Origin of the sequence: Streptomyces viridochromogenes DSM 40736 (genome assembly GCF_000158955.1) — a bacterium.
In the GTDB taxonomy this organism is placed as follows: Bacteria; Actinomycetota; Actinomycetes; order Streptomycetales; family Streptomycetaceae; genus Streptomyces; species Streptomyces venetus.
The window spans coordinates 2,886,344-2,906,979 of sequence record NZ_GG657757.1 but is presented as its reverse complement, the minus strand read 5'-3'; the positions used below and the strand labels follow the sequence as shown (position 1 = coordinate 2,906,979).

The 20,636-nt window shown below is 73.0% G+C and carries 15 protein-coding genes and 3 pseudogenes; 14 read left to right on the top strand and 4 right to left on the bottom strand.

The window, feature by feature from the left end:
- The first annotated feature begins 102 nt into the window (after positions 1–102).
- Positions 103–2,229, top strand: a complete 2,127-nt coding sequence (locus tag SSQG_RS12715) for a SpoIIE family protein phosphatase (RefSeq protein ID WP_039932518.1) — start codon at positions 103–105, stop codon at positions 2,227–2,229.
- Between the two features lie 53 nt (positions 2,230–2,282).
- Positions 2,283–3,515, top strand: coding sequence for a radical SAM family heme chaperone HemW (gene hemW, locus SSQG_RS12710; RefSeq protein ID WP_039935022.1), 1,233 nt, complete (start codon positions 2,283–2,285; stop codon positions 3,513–3,515).
- A 163-nt stretch (positions 3,516–3,678) separates the two neighbouring features.
- On the opposite strand, the gene SSQG_RS12705 is transcribed toward hemW, so the two are convergent.
- Both SSQG_RS12705 and SSQG_RS12700 read right to left on the bottom strand, forming a co-directional pair.
- Positions 3,679–4,479 (bottom strand): DUF3097 domain-containing protein, encoded by an 801-nt coding sequence (locus SSQG_RS12705; RefSeq protein ID WP_003990164.1) that lies wholly within the window; start codon positions 4,477–4,479, stop codon positions 3,679–3,681.
- A 31-nt stretch (positions 4,480–4,510) separates the two neighbouring features.
- Entirely contained in the window at positions 4,511–5,242 is a 732-nt protein-coding gene (locus SSQG_RS12700; protein ID WP_003990163.1) for an MBL fold metallo-hydrolase, read from the bottom strand.
- Between the two features lie 171 nt (positions 5,243–5,413).
- On the opposite strand from SSQG_RS12700, the gene hrcA reads away from it, so the two are divergent.
- The 10 genes and pseudogenes from hrcA to SSQG_RS12650 all read left to right on the top strand — a co-directional run bounded on the left by hrcA (position 5,414) and on the right by SSQG_RS12650 (position 15,982).
- Complete coding sequence (gene hrcA / locus SSQG_RS12695; protein ID WP_003990162.1) at positions 5,414–6,430, top strand: heat-inducible transcriptional repressor HrcA; 1,017 nt, start codon at positions 5,414–5,416, stop codon at positions 6,428–6,430.
- Positions 6,430–7,566, top strand: coding sequence for a molecular chaperone DnaJ (dnaJ, locus tag SSQG_RS12690; RefSeq protein ID WP_003990161.1), 1,137 nt, complete (start codon positions 6,430–6,432; stop codon positions 7,564–7,566). The genes hrcA and dnaJ overlap by 1 nt, the downstream gene beginning before the upstream one ends.
- A gap of 111 nt (positions 7,567–7,677) precedes the next feature.
- Positions 7,678–8,751 (top strand): nitronate monooxygenase, encoded by a 1,074-nt coding sequence (locus tag SSQG_RS12685; RefSeq protein ID WP_003990160.1) that lies wholly within the window; start codon positions 7,678–7,680, stop codon positions 8,749–8,751.
- Positions 8,748–9,488: a 16S rRNA (uracil(1498)-N(3))-methyltransferase gene (locus SSQG_RS12680; RefSeq protein ID WP_003990159.1), complete on the top strand. Its 741-nt coding sequence runs from the start codon at positions 8,748–8,750 to the stop codon at positions 9,486–9,488. Before SSQG_RS12685 ends, SSQG_RS12680 begins: the two co-directional genes overlap by 4 nt.
- Before the next feature lie 13 nt (positions 9,489–9,501).
- Positions 9,502–9,735, top strand: a pseudogene (locus SSQG_RS12675) (VOC family protein); the annotation flags it as partial.
- A 49-nt stretch (positions 9,736–9,784) separates the two neighbouring features.
- Complete coding sequence (locus tag SSQG_RS12670) at positions 9,785–10,339, top strand: hypothetical protein (RefSeq protein WP_052310269.1); 555 nt, start codon at positions 9,785–9,787, stop codon at positions 10,337–10,339.
- 90 nt (positions 10,340–10,429) lie between these two features.
- Positions 10,430–13,580 (top strand): annotated as a pseudogene (locus SSQG_RS12665) (S41 family peptidase).
- Between the two features lie 123 nt (positions 13,581–13,703).
- Positions 13,704–14,057: a histidine triad nucleotide-binding protein gene (locus SSQG_RS12660; RefSeq protein ID WP_003990155.1), complete on the top strand. Its 354-nt coding sequence runs from the start codon at positions 13,704–13,706 to the stop codon at positions 14,055–14,057.
- 6 nt (positions 14,058–14,063) lie between these two features.
- Positions 14,064–14,969: a ribonuclease Z gene (locus tag SSQG_RS12655; protein ID WP_003990154.1), complete on the top strand. Its 906-nt coding sequence runs from the start codon at positions 14,064–14,066 to the stop codon at positions 14,967–14,969.
- A gap of 20 nt (positions 14,970–14,989) precedes the next feature.
- Entirely contained in the window at positions 14,990–15,982 is a 993-nt protein-coding gene (locus SSQG_RS12650) for an adenosine deaminase (RefSeq protein ID WP_039932515.1), read from the top strand.
- Between the two features lie 3 nt (positions 15,983–15,985).
- Here SSQG_RS12650 and SSQG_RS12645 read toward each other — a convergent pair.
- Positions 15,986–17,300: pseudogene (locus SSQG_RS12645) on the bottom strand (MFS transporter).
- Between the two features lie 203 nt (positions 17,301–17,503).
- Positions 17,504–18,286, bottom strand: a complete 783-nt coding sequence (locus tag SSQG_RS12640; protein ID WP_003990151.1) for an IclR family transcriptional regulator — start codon at positions 18,284–18,286, stop codon at positions 17,504–17,506.
- A 99-nt stretch (positions 18,287–18,385) separates the two neighbouring features.
- Between SSQG_RS12640 and SSQG_RS12635 the strand changes: the two genes are divergently transcribed.
- Complete coding sequence (locus SSQG_RS12635; RefSeq protein WP_003990150.1) at positions 18,386–19,333, top strand: 5-dehydro-4-deoxyglucarate dehydratase; 948 nt, start codon at positions 18,386–18,388, stop codon at positions 19,331–19,333.
- Complete coding sequence (locus SSQG_RS12630) at positions 19,330–20,619, top strand: glucarate dehydratase family protein (protein ID WP_003990149.1); 1,290 nt, start codon at positions 19,330–19,332, stop codon at positions 20,617–20,619. The genes SSQG_RS12635 and SSQG_RS12630 overlap by 4 nt, the downstream gene beginning before the upstream one ends.
- Positions 20,620–20,636 lie beyond the last annotated feature (17 nt).

The window sequence follows — 20,636 nt, the reverse complement described above, 5'->3', positions numbered from 1 at the left end:
GGCGGCCCACTTCGGTAACTCGGCGCTTATGGGCGTGGTCAGTCTGTCACTCTGTCGGCATCGACTGTGGCGTATTCGTACGAACTGCCCGGGGAGCTGTCCATGGGGGCCATTCCGACGCAACGGGAGACCGCCTCCCGTGCATCAGAGGCGCCTGCACACGCTTCGGAAGTGCCTGTGCCCATCCAGAAAGACGGATCCGTCTCCGAGGATCCCGCACCGTCCGTGCCGGAGCGTGCGCGGGCGTACGCGGCCCTGTCCGGCAGCTCCCTCGCGCCGGGCGCCGCCCGCGCCCTCGTCCGGGCGGCGCTCGCCGAGTGGACCGGACTCGGCCTGCCCGGCGCCGAGCACCTCACCGAAGGCCTCGCCGACGACGCCCTGCTCATCGTCAGCGAACTCGTCACCAACGCCGTCGTGCACGCCGGCACCGACGTCGAGTGCGAGTGCCGGCTGGAAGGCGACGACAAGGACACGGCCGCGCTCGTCGTCGAGGTCTCCGACCACCACCCCTCCCGCGCCCCGCGCGGCGGTGAGCCGGAATCCCCGTACGAGACACCCGAGTACGGGCGCGGCCTGCGGCTCGTCGGCGCGCTCTCCGAGGCCTGGGGCATCACGTACCGCACGGGCCGGAAGACCGTGTGGGCGCGGTTGCCCGCCACGGGGTGCGAGGCGGACGAGCAGATCGAGGCGTACGCCGGGGAGCACGCGCTGGCGCGCGGCCTGCGGGTGGCGGAGATCCTGGCGCCGGAGCCGCTCCCGGGCGAGGGCGAGGGCGAGGGACCGACGGAGGACGGGGGACCGGCGAAGGACGGGAGGCCGGCGGAGGGCGTTCACGACCGGCAGGACCTACGCGACTGGTACGACCAGGACTGGCAGGAGCGGTACGGCCGCCGGGACGACCGGGACGGCCAGGACGGTGCATGGCTGGGCCGCGGCGCCCTGTCCTTCCTCGCCGAGGCCTCCGACCTGCTCGCCGGACAGCTCGACGAGGACCTGGTCGCCGCCCTCGCCGGGCAGCTGATCGTGCCCCGGCTGGCCGACTGGTGCGCGGTGTGGCTGGAGGACGAGGCCACCGGCGGCGGCTGGAACGGCGGCGCCGCGGCGGGCGGACCCCGGCTGGCCCGGGTCTGGCACGCCAGCGAGAACCGCATCGAGGAGCTGCGCCGGGCCCTGGAGAAGGACCCGCCGCCCGCATCCGACCCCTTACGGTCCGGGCCCGTCGACTACCCCTGGCCCGGCGAGGCGCTCGGTGACGCGCCGGGCGAACCGGGCTCGGCCCTGGCGTACCGGCTGGTCGCCGGGGGACGCCCGCTGGGCACCCTCGTCATCGGGAGGTCCGGGAAGGCACGCTTCCCCGACGAGATCACCGGCCTCGTGGAGGACCTCAGCCGCCGCGTCGCGCTCGCCATCGGCGCCGCCCGGCAGTACGCCCGCCAGGCCACCATCAGCGCCGTCCTGCAACGCGGACTGCTGCCCGGCGCCGTCGCCGAGATCCCCGGGGTGCGCAGCGCCCTCGTCTACGAGCCGTGCGACAAGGGCGGACCCAGCGGCGACTTCTACGACCTGTTCCCGGCGGGCGACGGCCGCTGGTGCTTCGCCGTCGGCGACGTCCAGGGCAAGGGCCCCGAGGCGGCCGTCGTGATCGGCCTGGCCCGGCCCTGGCTGCGGCTGCTGGCCCGGGAGGGCTACCGCGTCGCCGACGTCCTGGACCGCCTCAACCAGCTCCTGCTCGACGACGCCACGGAGGCCGCGGACGCGGCGGCCCGGGCGCTGGTGGCGGCCGGTGCCCGGCCGACCCCGCCCGGTGACGGCCCCCAGACGCGCTTCCTGTCCCTGCTGTACGGCGAGCTGATCCCCTTCGACGGCGGTGTCCGCTGCACCGTCGCCTCCGCCGGGCACCCGCTGCCCCTGCTGCTCGGGGCGGGCGGCGAGGTCCACACCGCCGCGCAGCCGCAGACCCTCCTCGGTGTCGTCGAGGACGCCACGTACACCAGCGACACCTTCGAGCTGCGCTCCGGCGACACGCTCCTGTGCGTCACCGACGGCGTGACCGAGCGCCGCTCCGGCTCCCGCCAGTTCGACGACGAGGACGGGCTCGCGGCGGCGCTGGCCGGGTGCGCGGGGCTGGACGCCGAGCTGATAGCCGAGCGGATCAATCGGCTGGTGCACGAGTTCGGGGCGCGCCCCCCGGCGGACGATCTGGCGCTGCTGGTGCTCCAGGCGGAATGAGCAGGCCGAGTGAGGAGGGGGAGCGACCGCGCGGGTGCTGGACAATGGAAGGCATGCCTTCCGCACTCCCCGACGGCGAGCCCGTCCCCGACGACGGCGCACTGCCCGCGTCCGCACTGGCCGGGGCCGCCGACCGTCCGCTCGGGTTCTACCTGCACGTTCCGTACTGCGCGACCCGCTGCGGCTACTGCGACTTCAACACCTACACCGCGACCGAGCTGCGCGGCACCGGCGGCGTGCTCGCCTCCCGCGACAACTACGCCGAGACGCTGGTCGAGGAGGTCCGCCTGGCCCGGAAGGTGCTGGGGGACGACCCGCGGCCCGTCCGTACGGTGTTCGTCGGCGGGGGGACGCCGACGCTGCTGGACGCCGGTGATCTCGTACGGATGCTGGGCGCGATCCGCGACGAGTTCGGGCTGGCGCCGGATGCCGAGGTCACGACCGAGGCGAACCCGGAGTCGGTGGGTCCGGCGTATCTGGCCGCGCTGCGGGAGGGCGGGTTCAACCGGATCTCGTTCGGGATGCAGAGTGCCAGGCAGCACGTGCTGAAGGTGCTGGACCGTACGCACACGCCGGGGCGGCCCGAGCGTTGCGTGGCGGAGGCGCGGGCGGCGGGCTTCGAGCACGTGAACCTGGATCTGATCTACGGCACGCCGGGGGAGAGCGACGACGACTGGCGGGCCTCGCTGGAGGCGGCGCTCGGGGCCGGGCCCGATCATGTCAGCGCGTACGCCCTGATCGTGGAGGAGGGTACGCAGCTGGCTCGTCGGATCCGCCGGGGCGAGGTGCCGATGACGGACGACGATGTGCACGCCGACCGGTATCTGATCGCCGAGGAGATGCTCTCGGCGGCGGGCTTCGAGTGGTACGAGGTGTCGAACTGGGCGACCTCGCAGGCGGGGCGGTGCCTGCACAACGAGCTGTACTGGCGGGGAGCCGACTGGTGGGGGGCCGGGCCCGGTGCGCACAGCCACGTGGGCGGGGTGCGGTGGTGGAACGTCAAGCATCCCGGGGCGTATGCGGCTGCGCTGGCGGCTGGGCGGTCGCCGGGGGCCGGGCGTGAGGTGCTCTCGGAGGAGGACCGGCGGGTCGAGCGGATTCTGCTGGAGCTGCGGCTGCGGGAGGGGGTGCCGCTCTCGCTGCTGCGGGAGGAGGGGTTGGCTGCCTCGCGCAGGGCGTTGTCGGAGGGGCTTCTGGAGACCGGGCCGTATGCGGAGGGGCGGGCTGTGCTGACGCTGCGGGGGCGGTTGCTGGCGGACGGGGTCGTGCGAGACCTCGTGGACTGAGGTGCTCGGGGCTGGGGCCGGGGCGTCGCGCAGCCCGGCGGGGCGGGGTGCCGCTGCGCCCACCCGTGCCGCCCCAGCGGCACGACTGCCCGCAGCTACGCGGTGCGGGGTGCCGCCCCAGCGGCACGACTGCCGACAGCTGGGTCGGCACGGGTGTGCGCAGCTACGCCGTTACGAAGTCGATCAGTTCTTCCACTCTGCCCAGAAGTTCCGGTTCCAGGTCCTTGTACGAGTGGACGCCCGACAGGATGCGTTGCCAGGCCGCGCCCGTGTTCTCCGGCCAGCCCAGGGCCCGGCACACGCCCGTCTTCCAGTCCTGGCCGCGGGGGACGCGGGGCCAGGCGTCGATGCCGAGGGACGACGGCTTCACCGCCTCCCAGATGTCGATGTACGGGTGGCCGACCACCAGCGCGTGCTCGCTCGTCACCGACTCGGCGATGCGCCACTCCTTGCTGCCCGGGACCAGGTGGTCGACCAGGACGCCGAGGCGGGCGTCCGCGCCCGGGGCGAAGGACCGGACGATCGACGGCAGGTCGTCGACGCCCTCCAGGTACTCCACCACCACGCCCTCGATGCGCAGGTCGTCGCCCCACACCTTCTCGACCAGCTCGGCGTCGTGCCGGCCCTCGACGTAGATGCGGCCGGCACGGGCCACGCGTGCGCGTGCGCCGGGGACGGCGACCGATCCGGAGGCCGTGCGCGTCGGACGCGCGGGACCGCCCGCCGACGGCCGCACCAGCGTCACCACCTTGCCCTCCAGCAGGAACCCGCGCGGCTCCATCGGGAACACACGGTGCTTGCCGAAGCGATCCTCCAGTGTCACCGTGCCGGCCTCGCAGCGGATCACCGCGCCGCAGAACCCGGTCCCCGGCTCCTCGACCACCAGGCCCGGCTCCGCCGGAACCTCGGGCACCGGCGTCGGCTTCTTCCACGGCGGGGTCAGGTCCGGAGAGTACTGGCGCATTCGGATGACGATAGGAGAAGGCGTGCCGCGATCACCGCGACACGCCGAAACGCGCGGCCAGCGCGTCCCGCTGGGCCCGGACGAACGCCGCGTCCACCACCGCTCCGTGACCGGGCACGTACAGCGCGTCCTCGCCGCCGAGGGCGAGCAGCCGGTCGAGGGCGGCAGGCCACTGCGACGGCACCGCGTCCGGACCCGCCTGGGGCTCGCCCGACTCCTCGACCAGGTCGCCGCAGAACACCACCTCCGGATCGCCCGGCACCAGCACCGCCAGATCGTGCGCGGTGTGCCCCGGGCCGACGTTCGCCAGCAGCACCTGCCGGCCGCCGCCCAGGTCCAGCGTCCACTCGCCGGAGACCAGGTGGCGGGGCGGGACCAGCCGGTCCGCCGCCTCCCGCGCCGTCGACGCCGCCAGGCCGTTCCGTACGGCGTCCGCACACAGCTCGTCGCGGTCCCGCATCCGCGTCAGCACCGCGTCCGCGCCCACCGCGCCGAACACCTCCGCGTCCGGGAACGCCGCCGCCCCGAAGACGTGGTCGAAATGGGGGTGGGTCAGAGCGAGATGCGTCACACGGCGACCGGTGAGCGACCGCGCCTGCTCGTGCAACCGCGCGCCCTCGGCCGGGCTCGACCCCGCGTCGATCACGAGGACCGCGTCCTCACCGGAGACCAGCCCCGCCGTGCAGTCCCACACCGGAAGCCGGCACCGGCCCACCCCGGCGGCCACCCGCTCCCACCCGAGCTCTTCCCAAGTCACCGTCATACGGCGACGCTAGCGGTGGCACCCGCTGCGGGCACGACAGCGCGCGACCAGCCTTGCCGGGGGTGTACCCCACCGCCGTACACTGGGCCGGGGAATGCTGGCACTCGCACGCGCAGAGTGCCAGGCTCGACAGGCAGGACCACGGGCGGACGACTTCTGGAGGTGTGCGCGATGCTCAGTGAACGCAGGCTTCAGGTGCTGCGCGCCATCGTCCAGGACTACGTCGGCACCGAGGAGCCGGTGGGCTCCAAGGCCCTCACCGAGCGGCACAGCCTCGGCGTCTCCCCGGCCACCGTCCGCAACGACATGGCGGCCCTGGAGGACGAGGGGTACATCGCCCAGCCGCACACCAGTGCCGGGCGCATCCCCACCGACAAGGGCTACCGGCTGTTCGTGGACAAGCTGGCCGGCGTCAAGCCGATGACCGGGCCCGAGCGGCGCGCGATCCAGAACTTCCTCGAGGGCGCCGTCGACCTCGACGACGTCGTGGCGCGTACGGTACGGCTGCTCGCCCAGCTCACGCGGCAGGTCGCCGTCGTGCAGTACCCGTCGCTGACCCGGTCGACCGTGCGGCACGTGGAGTTGCTCTCCCTCGCGCCCGCGCGGCTGATGCTCGTACTGATCACGGACACCGGGCGGGTCGAGCAGCGCGTCGTCGACTGCGCGGCGCCCTTCGGCGACGCCTCGCTCGCGGACCTGCGCGCGCGACTCAACAGCCGGGTGGCGAACCGCCGTTTCGCGGATGTGCCGAGTTTGGTGGAGGATCTCCCGGAGGCCTTCGAGCACGAGGACCGGGGTACGGTCTCGACGGTGCTCTCCACGCTTCTGGAGACGCTCGTCGAGGAGAACGAGGAGCGGCTGATGATCGGCGGCACCGCCAATCTCACCCGCTTCGGGCATGACTTTCCCCTCACGATCCGGCCGGTGCTCGAGGCTCTGGAGGAGCAGGTCGTGCTCCTCAAGCTGCTCGGCGAGGCGCAGGATCCGGGCGTGACCGTACGTATCGGTCATGAGAACGCCCACGCAGGACTCAACTCCACGTCCGTCGTGTCGGTCGGCTACGGTTCGGGCGGCGAGGCTGTCGCCAAGCTCGGCGTGGTCGGACCGACCCGCATGGACTACCCGGGAACGATGGGAGCGGTACGCGCAGTGGCACGGTACGTCGGACAGATCCTGGCGGAGTCGTAGTGGCCACGGACTACTACGCCGTACTCGGCGTGCGCCGCGACGCGTCGCAGGAAGAGATCAAGAAGGCCTTCCGGCGGCTCGCACGCGAGCTGCATCCGGACGTCAACCCCGATCCGAAGACCCAGGAGCGGTTCAAGGAGATCAACGCCGCTTACGAGGTGTTGTCGGACCCGCAGAAGAAGCAGGTCTACGACCTCGGCGGCGACCCGCTCTCGCAGGCCGGAGGCGGCGGCGCGGGCGGCTTCGGAGCCGGTGGCTTCGGGAACTTCTCGGACATCATGGACGCGTTCTTCGGCACGGCGTCGCAGCGCGGACCGCGCTCGCGCACCCGCCGGGGCCAGGACGCGATGATCCGCATCGAGGTGGAGCTCGACGAGGCGGCCTTCGGCACGACGAAGGACATCCAGGTCGACACGGCGGTCGTCTGCAACACCTGCAGTGGTGAGGGCGCGGCGCCGGGCACCTCCGCTCAGACGTGTGACATGTGCCGCGGCCGCGGTGAGGTGTCCCAGGTCACCCGGTCCTTCCTCGGCCAGGTCATGACCTCGCGGCCCTGCCCGCAGTGCCAGGGCTTCGGTACGGTCGTGCCCACTCCGTGCCCGGAGTGCGCGGGCGACGGCCGCGTCCGCTCCCGCCGTACGCTCACGGTCAAGATCCCGGCCGGTGTCGACAACGGCACGCGGATCCAGCTCGCCGGTGAGGGCGAGGTCGGGCCGGGCGGTGGCCCGGCGGGCGACCTGTACGTGGAGATCCACGAACTCCCGCACTCCACCTTCCAGCGGCGCGGCGACGACCTGCACTGCACGGTGACGATCCCCATGACGGCGGCGTCCCTCGGCACGAAGGTGCCACTGGAGACGCTGGACGGCCTGGAGGAGGTCGACATCCGCCCGGGCACCCAGTCCGGCCAGTCGATCCCGCTGCACGGCCGTGGTGTCACACACCTGCGGGGCGGCGGACGCGGCGACCTCATCGTCCACGTCGAGGTCCAGACCCCGACCAAGCTCGACCCCGAACAGGAACGCCTGCTCCGCGAGCTCTCCAAGCTCCGCGGCGAGGAACGTCCCACGGGACAGTTCCAACCTGGGCAGCAAGGGTTGTTCTCGCGGTTGAAGGACGCGTTCAACGGGCGCTGAGGCCGCGGTTGAAGGACGCCTTCAACGGTCGGCAGTCCGAGCGTGCTGCTGGTCTATGCCAGTCGGCAGGCCGGTTTCGGACTTGTTCGGAGGACGTGACAACATGCGGTCATGTCCTCCGCGCTGACCGATCTCTTCCCGCACCCGATCGTGCAGGCCCCCATGGCGGGCGGAGTCTCCCTGCCGCGGCTCGCCGCCGCCGTGTGCGAGGCGGGCGGGCTCGGGTTCCTCGCCGCCGGGTACAAGACCGCCGACGGGATGTACGAGGAGATCAAGCAGCTCCGGTCCCTCACGAGCAGGCCGTTCGGCGTGAACCTCTTCATGCCGCAGCCGGAGTACGCCGACCCCGCCGCCGTCGACGTGTACGCCCACCAGCTGGCCGGTGAGGCCTCCTGGTACGAGGCCGAGCTCGGCGATCCCGAGAGCGGCCGTGACGACGGCTACGAGACCAAGCTGACGGTGCTGCGCGACAACCCCGTGCCCGTGGTGTCGTTCCACTTCGGCGCCCCGAGCCGGGAGGTCGTCGACGCCCTGCACCGGGTCGGCACCTTCGTCCTGGCCGCCGCCACCACCCCCGACGAGGCCCGGGCCGTCGAGCGTTCGGGCGCGGACGCCGTCATCGCACAGGGCGTCGAGGCCGGCGGCCACCAGGGCACGCACCGGGACATCCCGGAGACGGACGGGTCCGGCATCGGACTGCTGTCCCTGGTCGCCCAGATCCGGGAGGCCGTGAGCATCCCGATCGTCGCCGCCGGCGGCATCATGCGCGGCGGCCAGATCGCCGCGGTGCTCGCGGCGGGCGCGAGCGCGGCCCAGCTCGGCACCGCGTTCCTCGCGACGCCCGAGTCGGGCGCGAACGCCCTGCACAAGCAGGCACTGACCAACCCCCTGTTCGTCCGTACGGAGTTGACCCGGGCGTTCTCGGGCCGCCCGGCGCGCGGCCTCGTCAACCGTTTCCTGCGCGAGCACGGGCCGTACGCGCCCGCCGCCTACCCCGAGATCCACCACCTCACCTCGCCGCTGCGCAAGGCCGCCGCCAAGGCGGGTGACGCGCAGGGCATGGCGCTGTGGGCCGGGCAGGGACACCGGATGGCACGGGAGCTGCCCGCGGGGCAGCTGGTGGAGGTGCTGGCCGGTGAACTCGCGGCGGCCAGGTCGGCGTTGGCGGGCGGGGGCGTTCGATGACAGCTCCGGTCTTCGTGGTCGAGCACTTCGACGCGGGCGGCGGCGGCCGCTACGTCCTCGACGGTCCGGAAGGGCGGCACGCCGTCTCCGTGAAGCGGCTGCGCCCCGGCGAGGACGTCGTCCTCACGGACGGGGCCGGGCGCTGGGCGGACTGCGTGGTACTCGACACCGAGGGCAAGGACCGGCTGATCGTCCAGCTGGACTCGGTGACCGAGGAACCGCCGGAGGAGCCCCGGGTCACCGTCGTCCAGGCACTGCCCAAGGGCGACCGCGGGGAACTGGCCGTGGAGACCATGACCGAGGTCGGCGTCGACACGATCGTGCCGTGGGCGGCGGCGCGCTGCATCACGCAGTGGAAGGGCGACCGGGGGCTGAAGGCACTGGGCAAGTGGCGGGCGACGGCGCGGGAGGCCGGCAAGCAGTCCCGCAGGGTGCGCTTTCCCGAGGTCGCGGAGGCGGCGACGACCAAGCAGGTCGCCGCGCTGCTGGCCGGAGCCGACTTCGCCGCCGTGCTCCACGAGAGCGGGGACGAACCGCTGGCGACCGCCGAACTGCCGTCGTCCGGCGAGATCGTGCTGGTCGTCGGGCCCGAAGGGGGCGTCGCACCGGAGGAGTTGGCGCTGTTCGAGGGGGCCGGGGCGAAGCCATATCGCCTCGGGCGCAGTGTGCTGCGCACTTCGACTGCCGGGACGGCGGCCGCGGCCGTGCTCCTGGCTCGCACCGGCCGCTGGTCCTGACCTCCCCCGCCGGCGGTCGATGATGGCCGGCGTCCTCGGCGAACTGGGTGACGAGGCGGCCGGCCACCGCTCCCTGGTGGTCCTGCGCGTGGACGCCCTGAACGCCTACTGCGAGGAGATCACCCTGCGCGGCGCCAGGATCCTGCACGGCCCGGCCCCGATGACGGACCGCATGCGCGTGGCCCATCTCAAGGACCCCGAGGGCAACTTGGTGGAGCTCCAGGAGTGGCTGCTGCTGCGCACCTGACGCCTTTGCGCCCTACCGCACCGCCCCCGACGGTGGCAGGCTGCCCTCCATGGGGGCTTCGTGGAGGATCCGGAAGGGCACACGCGGTCGGCGGATGGTCGTGGCGGCGACGTTCGCGGTCGTCGCCGTGGGCGGCGCGGTCGCCTGCGAACCCGGCGCGATCAGCTCCGCCTCCGTCGCGTACACCACCGACGAGACCGTCACCAAGGAGCTCAACCGCCAGAAGGCGGGCGTGCGTTGGCTCAGCTGCACCGCCTCCTACGGCAAGGGCGGCACGAGCGCGAAGTCGTCGCCCTCCGCCAGTCAGAAGACCGTCGCCACCGTGGACTGCAAGGGCGAGACGGAGGACGGCAAGGACATCACCGTCGACGGCGAGGTGACCCACGCCGTGGACGGTGCCTGCGTGCGCGGGAACATCACCGCCAAGGTGGACGGCAAGGTGTGGTTCGAGGTCGACGGGCTCGGCGACTGCGACAGCACCAGTCCCCCGCCCGTGGGCGGAGGGCCCACGAACGGGCAGCCCGGCCCCACCGTCACGGTGACCGTCACCCAGACCATCTGGTGCGACCGGTACCCGGACTGCCGTCCTGTCGAGGGCAAGTGATCCGAACCCTGTCCGCACGACGCCGTCCTTGCATAGGGTGATCAGGTGACATCGCCTGCATACCTCCGGTTCCCCCACGTGCACGGCGACCTGGTCGCCTTCACCGCCGAGGACGACGTGTGGCTCGCGCCGCTCGACGGCGGCCGGGCCTGGCGGGTCAGCGCCGACAACGTGCCGGTGACCCAGCCCCGCATCTCGCCCGACGGCACCACCGTCGCCTGGACCTCCACCCGCGACGGCGCCCCCGAGGTGCACATCGCCCCGGTCGACGGCGGCCCCGCCAAGCGGCTGACGTACTGGGGCAGTGCGAAGACCCGGGTGTGCGGCTGGACCCCCGACGGCGAGGTCCTGGTGATCAGCACGCAGGGCCAGGCGAGCCTGCGCCGCACCTGGGCGCGTGCCGTCCCGCTCGACGGCGGCCCGGCCACCACCTTGCCGTACGGGCCCGTCGGTGACGTCGCCCAGGGGCCGCACCCCGTGCTCCTGTCCGCGCCGATGGGCCGCGAGGCCGCCTGGTGGAAGCGGTACCGCGGCGGCACGGCCGGCAAGCTGTGGATCGACCGGGAGGGCGACGGCGAGTTCGTACGGCTCCACGAGGAGCTGGACGGGAACATCGAATACCCGGTGTGGGTGGGCGAGAAGATCGCGTTCCTCTCCGACCACGAGGGCACCGGCGCGCTGTACTCCTCCCTCGCCGACGGATCCGACCTGCGCAGGCACACCCCGCTCGGCGGTTTCTACGCCCGGCACGCCGCCGGCGACGGCACCCGTGTCGTCTACGCCAGCGCCGGTGAGCTGTGGGTGCTCGACGACCTGGACGGTGCCGAGCCGCGCCGGCTCGACGTACGGCTCGGCGGGCAGCGCGTCGACCTTCAGCCGTTCCCGGTGAACGCCTCCCGGTGGTTCGGGTCGGCGTCCCCCGACCACACCGCGCGCGGCAGCGCCGTCTCCGTACGCGGCTCCGTCCACTGGGTCACGCACCGCTCCGGCCCGGCCCGCGCGCTCGCCGCGACACCCGGGGTGCGGGCCCGGCTGCCGCGCACCTTCCGTGCGGACGGCGAGGAGTGGGTGGTGTGGGTGACGGACGCCGAGGGCGACGACGCCCTGGAGTTCGCGCCCGCCACCGGCCTCACCCCGGGGGCGACGCCGCGCCGGCTCGCCGCCGGGCAGCTCGGCCGGGTGCTGGACCTCGCCATGGCGCCCGACGGCAGCCGCGCGGCCGTGGCCTCCCACGACGGCCGTCTGCTGCTCGTCGAGCGCGAGACGGGCGAGGTGCGGGAGCTGGACCGCAGCGAGGACGGAGACGTGTCCGGGCTGGTCTTCTCGCCCGACTCGTCCTGGCTCGCCTGGTCCCACCCCGGCCCGCGGCCCCTGTGCCAGCTGAAGCTCGCCAACACCACCGACCTGTCGGTCACCGAGGCGACCCCGCTGCGCTTCCAGGACTACGCGCCGGCAGTTCACCGTGGACGGCAAGCACCTCGCGTTCCTGTCGACCCGCTCCTTCGACCCGGTCTACGACGAGCACGTCTTCGACCTGGCCTTCGTGGAGGGCGCCCGGCCGCACCTCATCACCCTCGCGGCCACCACCCCCTCCCCGTTCGGGCCGCAGCGGCACGGCCGGTCCTTCGAGACGCCCGACCGGGAGGAGACCCCGGACAGCGAGGGCACCCCCACCACCCGCATCGACCTGGAGGGGCTCGCCGACCGCATCGTGCCGTTCCCGGTGGAGGCCGCCCGCTACTCCAACCTGCGCGCCGCGAAGGACGGCGTCCTGTGGCTGCGCCACCCGGTCGCCGGTGTGCTCGGCGCGTCCCGGGCCACCCCGGACGACCCCGACCCCAAGTCCGAGCTGGAGCGGTACGACCTCGCCCAGCAGCGCGTCGAGCATCTCGCCGTCGACGCCGACCACTTCGAGGTCAGCGGCGACGGCAAGCGGGTCCTGCTGTGGACCGACGGGCGGCTGAAGGTCGTGCCCAGCGACCGGCGCGCCTCGAACGACGACGACAGCGACAGCAACATCACCGTCGACCTCAGCCGCGTACGCCAGTTCATCGACCCGGCCGCCGAGTGGCGGCAGATGTTCGACGAGAACGGCCGCATCATGCGCGACCACTTCTGGCGGCCCGACATGAGCGGCGTCGACTGGGCCGGCGTCCTCGACCGCTACCGCCCGGTCGTGGACCGGTGCGCCACCCACGACGACCTCGTCGACCTGCTGTGGGAGGTACAGGGCGAACTCGGCACCTCGCACGCCTACGTCACCCCGCGCGGCGGCTTCGGCGGCGGCCCCCGCCAGGGCCTGCTCGGCGCCGACATCTCCCGGCACGAGGACGGCAGTTGGCGCGTCGACCGCATCCTGCCCTCCGAGACCTCCGACCCGGACGCCCGCAGTCCGCTGGCCGCGCCCGGCGTCGCGGTACGCCCCGGGGACGCGATCCTCGCGGTCGCCGGACAGCCGGTCGACCCGGTGACCGGCCCCGGCCCGCTGCTGATCGGCACGGCGGGCAAGCCGGTCGAGCTGACGATCTCCCCGTCCGGCGGCGGCGACCCGCGGCACGCCGTCGTCGTCCCGGTCGCGGACGAGGAACCGCTGCGCTACCACGCCTGGGTCACCGACCGGCGTGCCTACGTCCACGAGAAGTCCGGCGGCCGGCTCGGCTACCTGCACGTCCCGGACATGCAGGCGCCCGGCTGGGCCCAGATCCACCGCGACCTGCGCGTGGAGGTGGCCCGCGAGGGCCTGGTCGTCGACGTCCGCGAGAACCGCGGCGGCCACACCTCCCAGCTGGTCGTCGAGAAACTCGCCCGCCGTGTCGTCGGCTGGGCCGTCCCCCGCGGGATGCGCGCCTACAGCTACCCCGAGGACGCCCCCCGCGGCCCCGTCGTCGCCGTCGCCAACGAGTTCTCCGGCTCCGACGGCGACATCGTCAACGCCGCGATCAAGGCCCTGGGTCTCGGCCCGGTCGTCGGCACCCGCACCTGGGGCGGAGTCATCGGCATCGACAGCCGCTACCGCCTCGTCGACGGCACCCTCGTCACCCAGCCCAAGTACGCCTTCTGGCTGGAGGGCTACGAATGGGGAGTGGAGAACCACGGCGTGGACCCGGACGTGGAGGTGGTCCAGCGCCCCCAGGACTACGCGGCAGGCAGGGACGCCCAACTGGACGAGGCCATCCGACTGGCACTGGAGAGCCTGGAGACCAGTCCCGCAAAGACGCCCCCGGCACTGCCGACTTCTTAGGGGCGCGGGGGCCGCATCGATGTGCGGCTCCGCCGCGTGGGCGCGACCAGCCCAAATGCCCCCGCACCCGACGACGATACGATGCCCGAGTCGGACCATATTCGGCCAACCCCCGGAGGAAAAATGGCAGGGGAACCCCAGGACGACTGCCTGTTCTGCAAGATCGTCGCAGGCACCATCCCGGCGACCATCGTCCGCGAAACAGACACCACCGTCGCGTTCCGCGACATCAACCCCCAGGCCCCCACCCACGTCCTGGTCATCCCCAAGGCGCACCACGAGAACGCCGCCGCCCTCGCCACCGCCGACCCGGCCCTCACCGCCGACGTGCTGCGCGAGGCCCAGGCCGTCGCGGACGAGGACAAGCTGGACAGCTTCCGCCTCGTCTTCAACACGGGCAGCGGCGCCGGGCAGACCGTGTGGCACGTGCACGCCCACGTGCTCGGCGGCCGCGGCCTCGAATGGCCCCCGGGGTAATCCGCGTTGTCCGTACGTGAACTCGTGGTGCTCGGCACCGCCAGCCAGGTCCCGACCCGGCACCGCAACCACAACGGCTACCTGCTCCGCTGGGACGGCGAGGGCATCCTGTTCGACCCCGGCGAGGGCACGCAGCGCCAGATGCTGCGCGCCGGGGTGGCCGCGCACGACCTCAACCGGATCTGCGTCACGCACTTCCACGGCGACCACTGCCTCGGCCTCGCCGGCGTGATCCAGCGCATCAACCTCGACAAGGTCCCGCACGAGATCACCGCCCACTACCCCCGCTCCGGGCAGCGCTTCTTCGACCGGCTCCGGTACGCCACCGCCTACCGCGAGACCGTCGACATCACCCAGGCCCCGGTCGCCGCCGACGCGCCCCTCGCCCGCACGGACGTCTACACGCTGGAGGCCCGGAAGCTGTCGCACCCGGTGGAGTCGTACGGCTACCGGATCATCGAGCCCGACGGCCGCCGCATGCTGCCCGAGCGGCTCGCCGCGCACGGCATCAAGGGCCCGGACGTCGGCCGGATCCAGCGCGAGGGCTCCCTCGGCGCCGTCTCGCTCGACGACGTCAGCGAGGCACGGCGCGGGCAGCGGTTCGCGTTCGTCATGGACACCCGCCTGTGCGACGGCGTGTACGCGCTCGCCGAGGGCTGCGACATGCTCGTCATCGAGTCGACGTTCCTCGACGAGGACGAGGAACTCGCCGTCGAACACGGTCACCTGACGGCAGGTCAGGCAGGTCGGGTGGCGCGAGACGGCGGGGTGCGGCACCTCGTGCTGACCCACTTCAGCCAGCGCTACACCGACCCGGACGAGTTCGAGCGGCAGGCCCGGGCCGCCGGGTATGAGGGCGAGCTCACCGTGGCGCATGATCTGCTGAGAGTGCCGGTACCGAAGCGTCGGTGAAACGGCCGTACGATGAATTGATGTCCCTCCCCAAAGCCGAACTGCACCTTCACATCGAAGGCACCCTGGAACCGGAACTCGCCTTCGAGCTCGCCGCGCGGGGCGGTGTCACGCTGCCGTACGCGTCCACGGACGAGTTGCGCGAGGCGTACCGCTTCGAGGACCTTCAGTCCTTCCTGAACCTGTACTACGAGCTCATGGCCGTCCTGCGCACCGAGCGGGACTTCGAGGACCTCGCGAACGCCTACCTCGAACGTGCCGCCGCGCAGGGCGTGCGGCACGCGGAGATCTTCTTCGACCCGCAGGCCCACACCAGTCGTGGACTGGAGCTCGGCACGGTCGTCGAGGGGCTGTGGCGCGCGCTGGGGAACAGTGAGGCGAACCACGGCGTCTCGACCCGGCTGATCCTGTGCTTCCTGCGCGACGAGTCCGCCGCGTCTGCCCTGGCCACGCTGGAGGCGGCCAAGCCGTACCTGGACCGGATCACCGGCGTCGGCCTCGACTCGGCCGAGGTCGGGCACCCGCCGGTGAAGTTCCGCGAGGTGTACGAGGCCGCCGCCGCGCTCGGGCTGCGCAGGGTCGCGCACGCCGGTGAGGAGGGGCCGCCGGAGTACATCGTCGAGGCGCTGGACGTCCTCGGCGTGGAGCGGGTCGACCACGGGCTGCGCTGTGTGGAGGACCCGGCGCTGGTGGAGCGGCTGGTGCGCGACCGGGTGCCGCTGACCCTGTGCCCCCTGTCGAACGTCCGGCTGCGCACGGTCGACACCCTCGCAGACCACCCGCTGCCCGCGATGCTGGACGCCGGACTGATGTGCACGGTGAACTCGGACGACCCGGCCTACTTCGGCGGATACGCCGGCGACAACTTCGACGCCGTGCGCGAGACCCTCGGCCTGACCGAGGACCGGCTGCGCGAGCTGGCCCGCAACTCCTTCCTCGCCTCCTTCCTGGAGGACGACGAGGAGCTGCGGGCGCGGTATCTCGCCGAGGTGGAGGCGTACACCTTCACCTAGGGCCTAGAAGACCTCCGACCCCGCCTTGTCATAGGCACGCTGGGCGGGGACGGCAGGGGTCTCCACCGGGATCTCCACCACCGGCTGTTCCGGGGCGCCGATCTCGGGGACGGCGCCGGTGGGGGTGCCCGTGGCGGCGGCGACCAGGGCGGCCGGGTGACCGCCGCGGCGGCGGATCGCGCCGGGCAGCAGCGGACGCCCGCCGGTGTGCAGGGCGACGGCGGTCATCGGCAGGGCGATGACCAGCAGACCGGCGGCCAGGATCGCGCCCATGACCGGGAACCCGGCCTGCGCCGACAGCACACTGCCGGTCAGCGGCCCGACGGCCGTGCCCAGCGAGGACGCCGAGCCGACCAGCACCGCCCAGCGGCCGCGCGGGTCCAGCGAGGCGGCGAGGCCGATCAGGTACGACAGCACCACCGGGTACAGCGTGTTCCAGGCGATCTCGCCGGTCGCGAAGCTCGTCAGGTCGGTCGCGGAGGCGCTGAGCACGATGCAGCCGGCGATCAGGACGGTGCCCGCCCCGATCGGCACGGCACGTCCCAGCCGCGCCCCGAGTGCGCCCGCCGCGAGGACACCGGTCAGCCCGGCGACCAGGGCCACGGCGAAGACGGCACCGACGGTGGCCTCGCCGAGGCCGGCCTGGACCAGGCCTATCTGTCCGCTCACGCCCCACAGGGAGTTCTGGGCGAGCGACCAGCACAGCATGGCGGCGGCCAGCAGCAGCCCGGAACGGGCGTGCGGCAGCCTGGCCCTGTCGTGCCGGGTGGGTGCGGCGGGGGCCCCGACGGGGAGCCGGCCGGTCAGCGGCCAGACGGCCAGGGCCGTGAGGGCGATCGCGGCCAGCGGCCAGCCGTGCCCCGGGCCGACGTGCGGGAACGTCAGATACACGGCGCCCGCGAGGGCGGAGACGCTGAGCAACCTCGGCGGTGGAGGCCCGGTGCGGATCCCGCTGGGCGGCTATCAGGGTGGCGGCGACGGTGGTGGCCGTGCCGGAGCCGAACCCGCCGACGATCGCGCCGGTGACGACGGCCGGGACGGCCGTCGTCACCGCGGCGGCGCCGTAGCCGAGCAGGGCCAGGGCGAGACCGAGCCGGGCGAGGGTGCGGGCCCCGACCCGTTCGACGCGCGAGGCCAGGACGAATCCGGCGGTCGCCGAACTCAGCAGCAGCGCACTGCCGACGGCACCGGCCTGAGTGGTGGAGAGCGGAAGGCCCGAATCGAGTCGGCCGACGGTGGTCGGCAGCAGATACGGAGCGAGGTACCCGGCCGTGAAAAGGGCGACGAGGGGCCAGGGGGTGGTGCGGGGGGCGAACACGGGCGTTCCCAGGGCATGCGAAAGGAGCGGAAGAAAGGGGGAGGGGGCGACGACCGTCGACGGACAGGAACGCGCAAACAATTTGTATCAAGCAAGTAGTCGGGGACGAGAACCCAGGGAGTGTGATGTGAAGCACGTTGCGTTTGGGGTGCTGAACCCCGGGTAAACGCGGGCCTTTCGAGCGGTGTTTCAGGCCTCTCCCGCTACCGCCAGTGCACCGTTCCGCCGCCCGCCGGGACCGTCGCCTCGGCCTTCGCCCGGACCTCCCGCATCACGGCGATGATCCGCTCCTCGTGCTCCGGCGTGAGCCGGGCCACCGGCACCGAGCAGCTGATCGCGTCCTGTGCCGGGGTGTCGTAGCGCAGGGCGAACCCGAAGCCGACGATGCCCGTCACGCCCTCCTCCCGGTCCACGGAGTGGCCGCGGGCCCGGACGCCGGCGAGGTCGGCCGCCAGGGACTGCCGGCTCGTGTGCGAGTTCGGGGTCAGCGCCGCGTACGGCCCCTCGGGCAGCTCCTCGTCCGGGCGCTCCGCCAGCAGGGCCTTGCCCAGGGCTCCGGCGTGCGCGGGCAGCCGCCGGCCCACCCGGCTGATCGTGCGCAGGTACTCGTGCGACTCCCGCGTCGCCAGATAGGCCACGTCCCTGCCGTCCAGCCGGCCCATGTGAATCGTCTCGCCGAGCGCCTCGGACGCCTCGTCGAGATACGGCCGCACGGCCCGGACCCGCGGGTCGGAGTCCAGGTAGCTCGTGCCGGTGAGCAGGGCGTGGATGCCGATGCCGTACAGGGAGCCGGTGATGTCGGTGCGGACCCAGCCGCGCGAGACGAGAGTCTGGAGCAGCGCGTACATCGAGCTGCGCGGCACGCCGAGTTCGTCGGCGAGCTCCTGCAGCCGCGCGGGGCGGTCCCCGCGCGCCGCCAGGAGTTCCAGCAGCTCGACCGTGCGGGCCGCGGACTTCACCTCGCGAACGCCCCCTGTGTCTGACATGCGCCGATGGTAATCCGGCCGCCGCGGACGGTTGACGTTCGCGTATCCAAGCAGCATTCTCATACGTAGATGGCGTCTACATGAGGAGATGAGCGGGAGATGACCGTGAGCGCTGGACCGGGTGCGGTCGCGCACCGGCTGCGGGAGGGCATGGCCGGCGGCGTGCTGTCGTTCCCGCTGACCAGCTTCCGCGACGACGGCACCCTCGACCCGGACGGCTTCCGCGCCTACGTCGCGGACCGGCTCGCCGCCTCGCCCGGCGCGGTCTTCCCGGCCTGCGGCACCGGCGAGTTCTTCTCGCTCGACGAGGACGAGTACCGGCAGGTCGTCACCGTCGCCGTCGAGGAGGCCGCGGGCCGCGTACCGGTCGTGGCCGGGATCGGATACGGCTGGGCGCAGGCCGCCCGGTTCGCGCGCATCGCCGAGGACGCCGGAGCCGACGCGCTCCTCGTGCTGCCCCACTACCTCGTCGCCGCCCCGCAGGACGGGCTGGTCGCCCAGCTGGAGCAGATCGCCGCCCGCACCCGGCTGCCCCTGATCGCCTACCAGCGCGGCCAGGTCGCCTTCACCGCCGCCTCGCTCGTGCGCATCGCCGCCCTGCCCGGCGTCATCGGCCTCAAGGACGGCCACAGCGACCTCGACCGCCTTCAGCGCCTCACGCTCGCCGCGCCCGAGGACTTCCTGTTCTTCAACGGCGCCGCCACCGCCGAGATCCAGGCCCGCGCCTACGCCACCGTCGGCGTCCCCGCCTACTCCTCCGCCGTGCACGCCTTCGCCCCCGAGATCGCCGACGCCTTCTTCGCCGCCCTGCGCGACGACGACCACGGCACCGTCGACACACTGCTGCGCGGCTTCTACGTCCCGCTCGTCGAACTGCGCGACCGCGTCCCCGGGTACGCCGTGTCGCTGGTGAAGGCGGCGGCCCGGCTGCGCGGCCACCGGGTCGGACCGGTACGCGCCCCGCTCACCGACCCCTCGCCCGCCGACCTGGCCGCCCTCACCGCCCTCCTCACCGCCGGACTCGACCTCGTAGGAGCAGCCCTGTGAACCTCACCGTCACCGACGTCCGGCTGACGCCGATCCTGGTCGCCGACCCGCCGCTGCTGAACACCCAGGGCGTGCACCAGCCGTACACGCCCCGGCTGATCGTCGAGGTCGTCACCGCGGACGGGGTCACGGGCGTGGGGGAGACCTACGGCGACACCAAGTACCTGGAGCTGGCCCGGCCCTTCGCCGAGCGGCTGAAGGGACGGCGGGTCAGCGACCTGGGCGGGCTGTTCACGGTCGCGGACCAGGTCGCGGTGGACGCCTCCCGGGTCGAGAACGCCGTCGACGTCGGCGGGCTGCGCGGGGTCCAGACCGCCGACAAGCTGCGGCTGTCCGTCGTCTCCGGCTTCGAGGTCGCCTGCCTCGACGCCCTCGGCAAGGCCCTCGGACTGCCCGTGCACGCGCTGCTCGGCGGCAAGGTGCGCGACGCCGTCGAGTACAGCGCGTACCTGTTCTACAAGTGGGCCGACCACCCGGAGGGCGTCGCCTGCGAGAAGGACGACTGGGGGGCCGCCGTCGACCCGGCCGGGGTGGTGGAACAGGCCCGGCGGTTCACCGAGCGGTACGGGTTCACGTCCTTCAAGCTCAAGGGCGGTGTCTTCCCGCCCGAGGAGGAGATCGCGGCGATCAAGGCGCTGGCCGAGGCGTTCCCGGGGCGTCCGCTGCGGCTGGACCCCAACGGCGCCTGGTCCGTGGAGACCTCGCTGAAGGTGGCGCGGGAGCTCGGGGACGTCCTGGAGTACCTGGAGGACCCGACCCTCGGCACCCCCGGCATGGCCGAGGTCGCCGAGCGGACCGGGGTCCCGCTGGCGACCAACATGTGCGTGACGACCTTCGCCGAGATCAAGGAGGCGTTCACCAGGAACGCCGTCCAGGTCGTGCTCTCCGACCACCACTACTGGGGCGGGCTGCGCAACACCCAGCAGCTCGCCGCCGTCTGCCGCACCTTCGGCGTCGGTGTGTCGATGCACTCCAACACCCACCTGGGCATCTCGCTCGCCGCGATGACCCACGTGGCGGCCACCGTCCCGGACCTGCACCACGCCTGCGACTCCCACTACCCCTGGCAGTCGGAGGACGTGCTCACCGAACGGCTCACCTTCGAGGGCGGCAAGGTGATCGTGTCCGACGCGCCCGGGCTCGGTGTGGAGCTCGACCGCGACCGGCTGGCCGAGCTGCACCAACGGTGGCTGGACGACGACGGTGCGCTGCGGGACCGCGACGACGCGGCGGCGATGCGGGTCGCCGATCCCGAGTGGGTGACGCCCTCGATGCCGCGCTGGTGACGCCGGTGCATGCGTGA

Coding starts and splice junctions, on each gene's coding strand:
- SSQG_RS12715 (WP_039932518.1), top strand. CDS start 103: ATGGGGGCCATTCCGACGCAACGGGAGACCGCCTCCCGTGCATCAGAG.
- hemW (WP_039935022.1), top strand. CDS start 2,283: ATGCCTTCCGCACTCCCCGACGGCGAGCCCGTCCCCGACGACGGCGCA.
- SSQG_RS12705 (WP_003990164.1), bottom strand. CDS start 4,479: ATGCGCCAGTACTCTCCGGACCTGACCCCGCCGTGGAAGAAGCCGACG.
- SSQG_RS12700 (WP_003990163.1), bottom strand. CDS start 5,242: ATGACGGTGACTTGGGAAGAGCTCGGGTGGGAGCGGGTGGCCGCCGGG.
- hrcA (WP_003990162.1), top strand. CDS start 5,414: ATGCTCAGTGAACGCAGGCTTCAGGTGCTGCGCGCCATCGTCCAGGAC.
- SSQG_RS12685 (WP_003990160.1), top strand. CDS start 7,678: ATGTCCTCCGCGCTGACCGATCTCTTCCCGCACCCGATCGTGCAGGCC.
- SSQG_RS12680 (WP_003990159.1), top strand. CDS start 8,748: ATGACAGCTCCGGTCTTCGTGGTCGAGCACTTCGACGCGGGCGGCGGC.
- SSQG_RS12670 (WP_052310269.1), top strand. CDS start 9,785: ATGGGGGCTTCGTGGAGGATCCGGAAGGGCACACGCGGTCGGCGGATG.
- SSQG_RS12660 (WP_003990155.1), top strand. CDS start 13,704: ATGGCAGGGGAACCCCAGGACGACTGCCTGTTCTGCAAGATCGTCGCA.
- SSQG_RS12650 (WP_039932515.1), top strand. CDS start 14,990: ATGTCCCTCCCCAAAGCCGAACTGCACCTTCACATCGAAGGCACCCTG.
- SSQG_RS12640 (WP_003990151.1), bottom strand. CDS start 18,286: ATGTCAGACACAGGGGGCGTTCGCGAGGTGAAGTCCGCGGCCCGCACG.
- SSQG_RS12635 (WP_003990150.1), top strand. CDS start 18,386: ATGACCGTGAGCGCTGGACCGGGTGCGGTCGCGCACCGGCTGCGGGAG.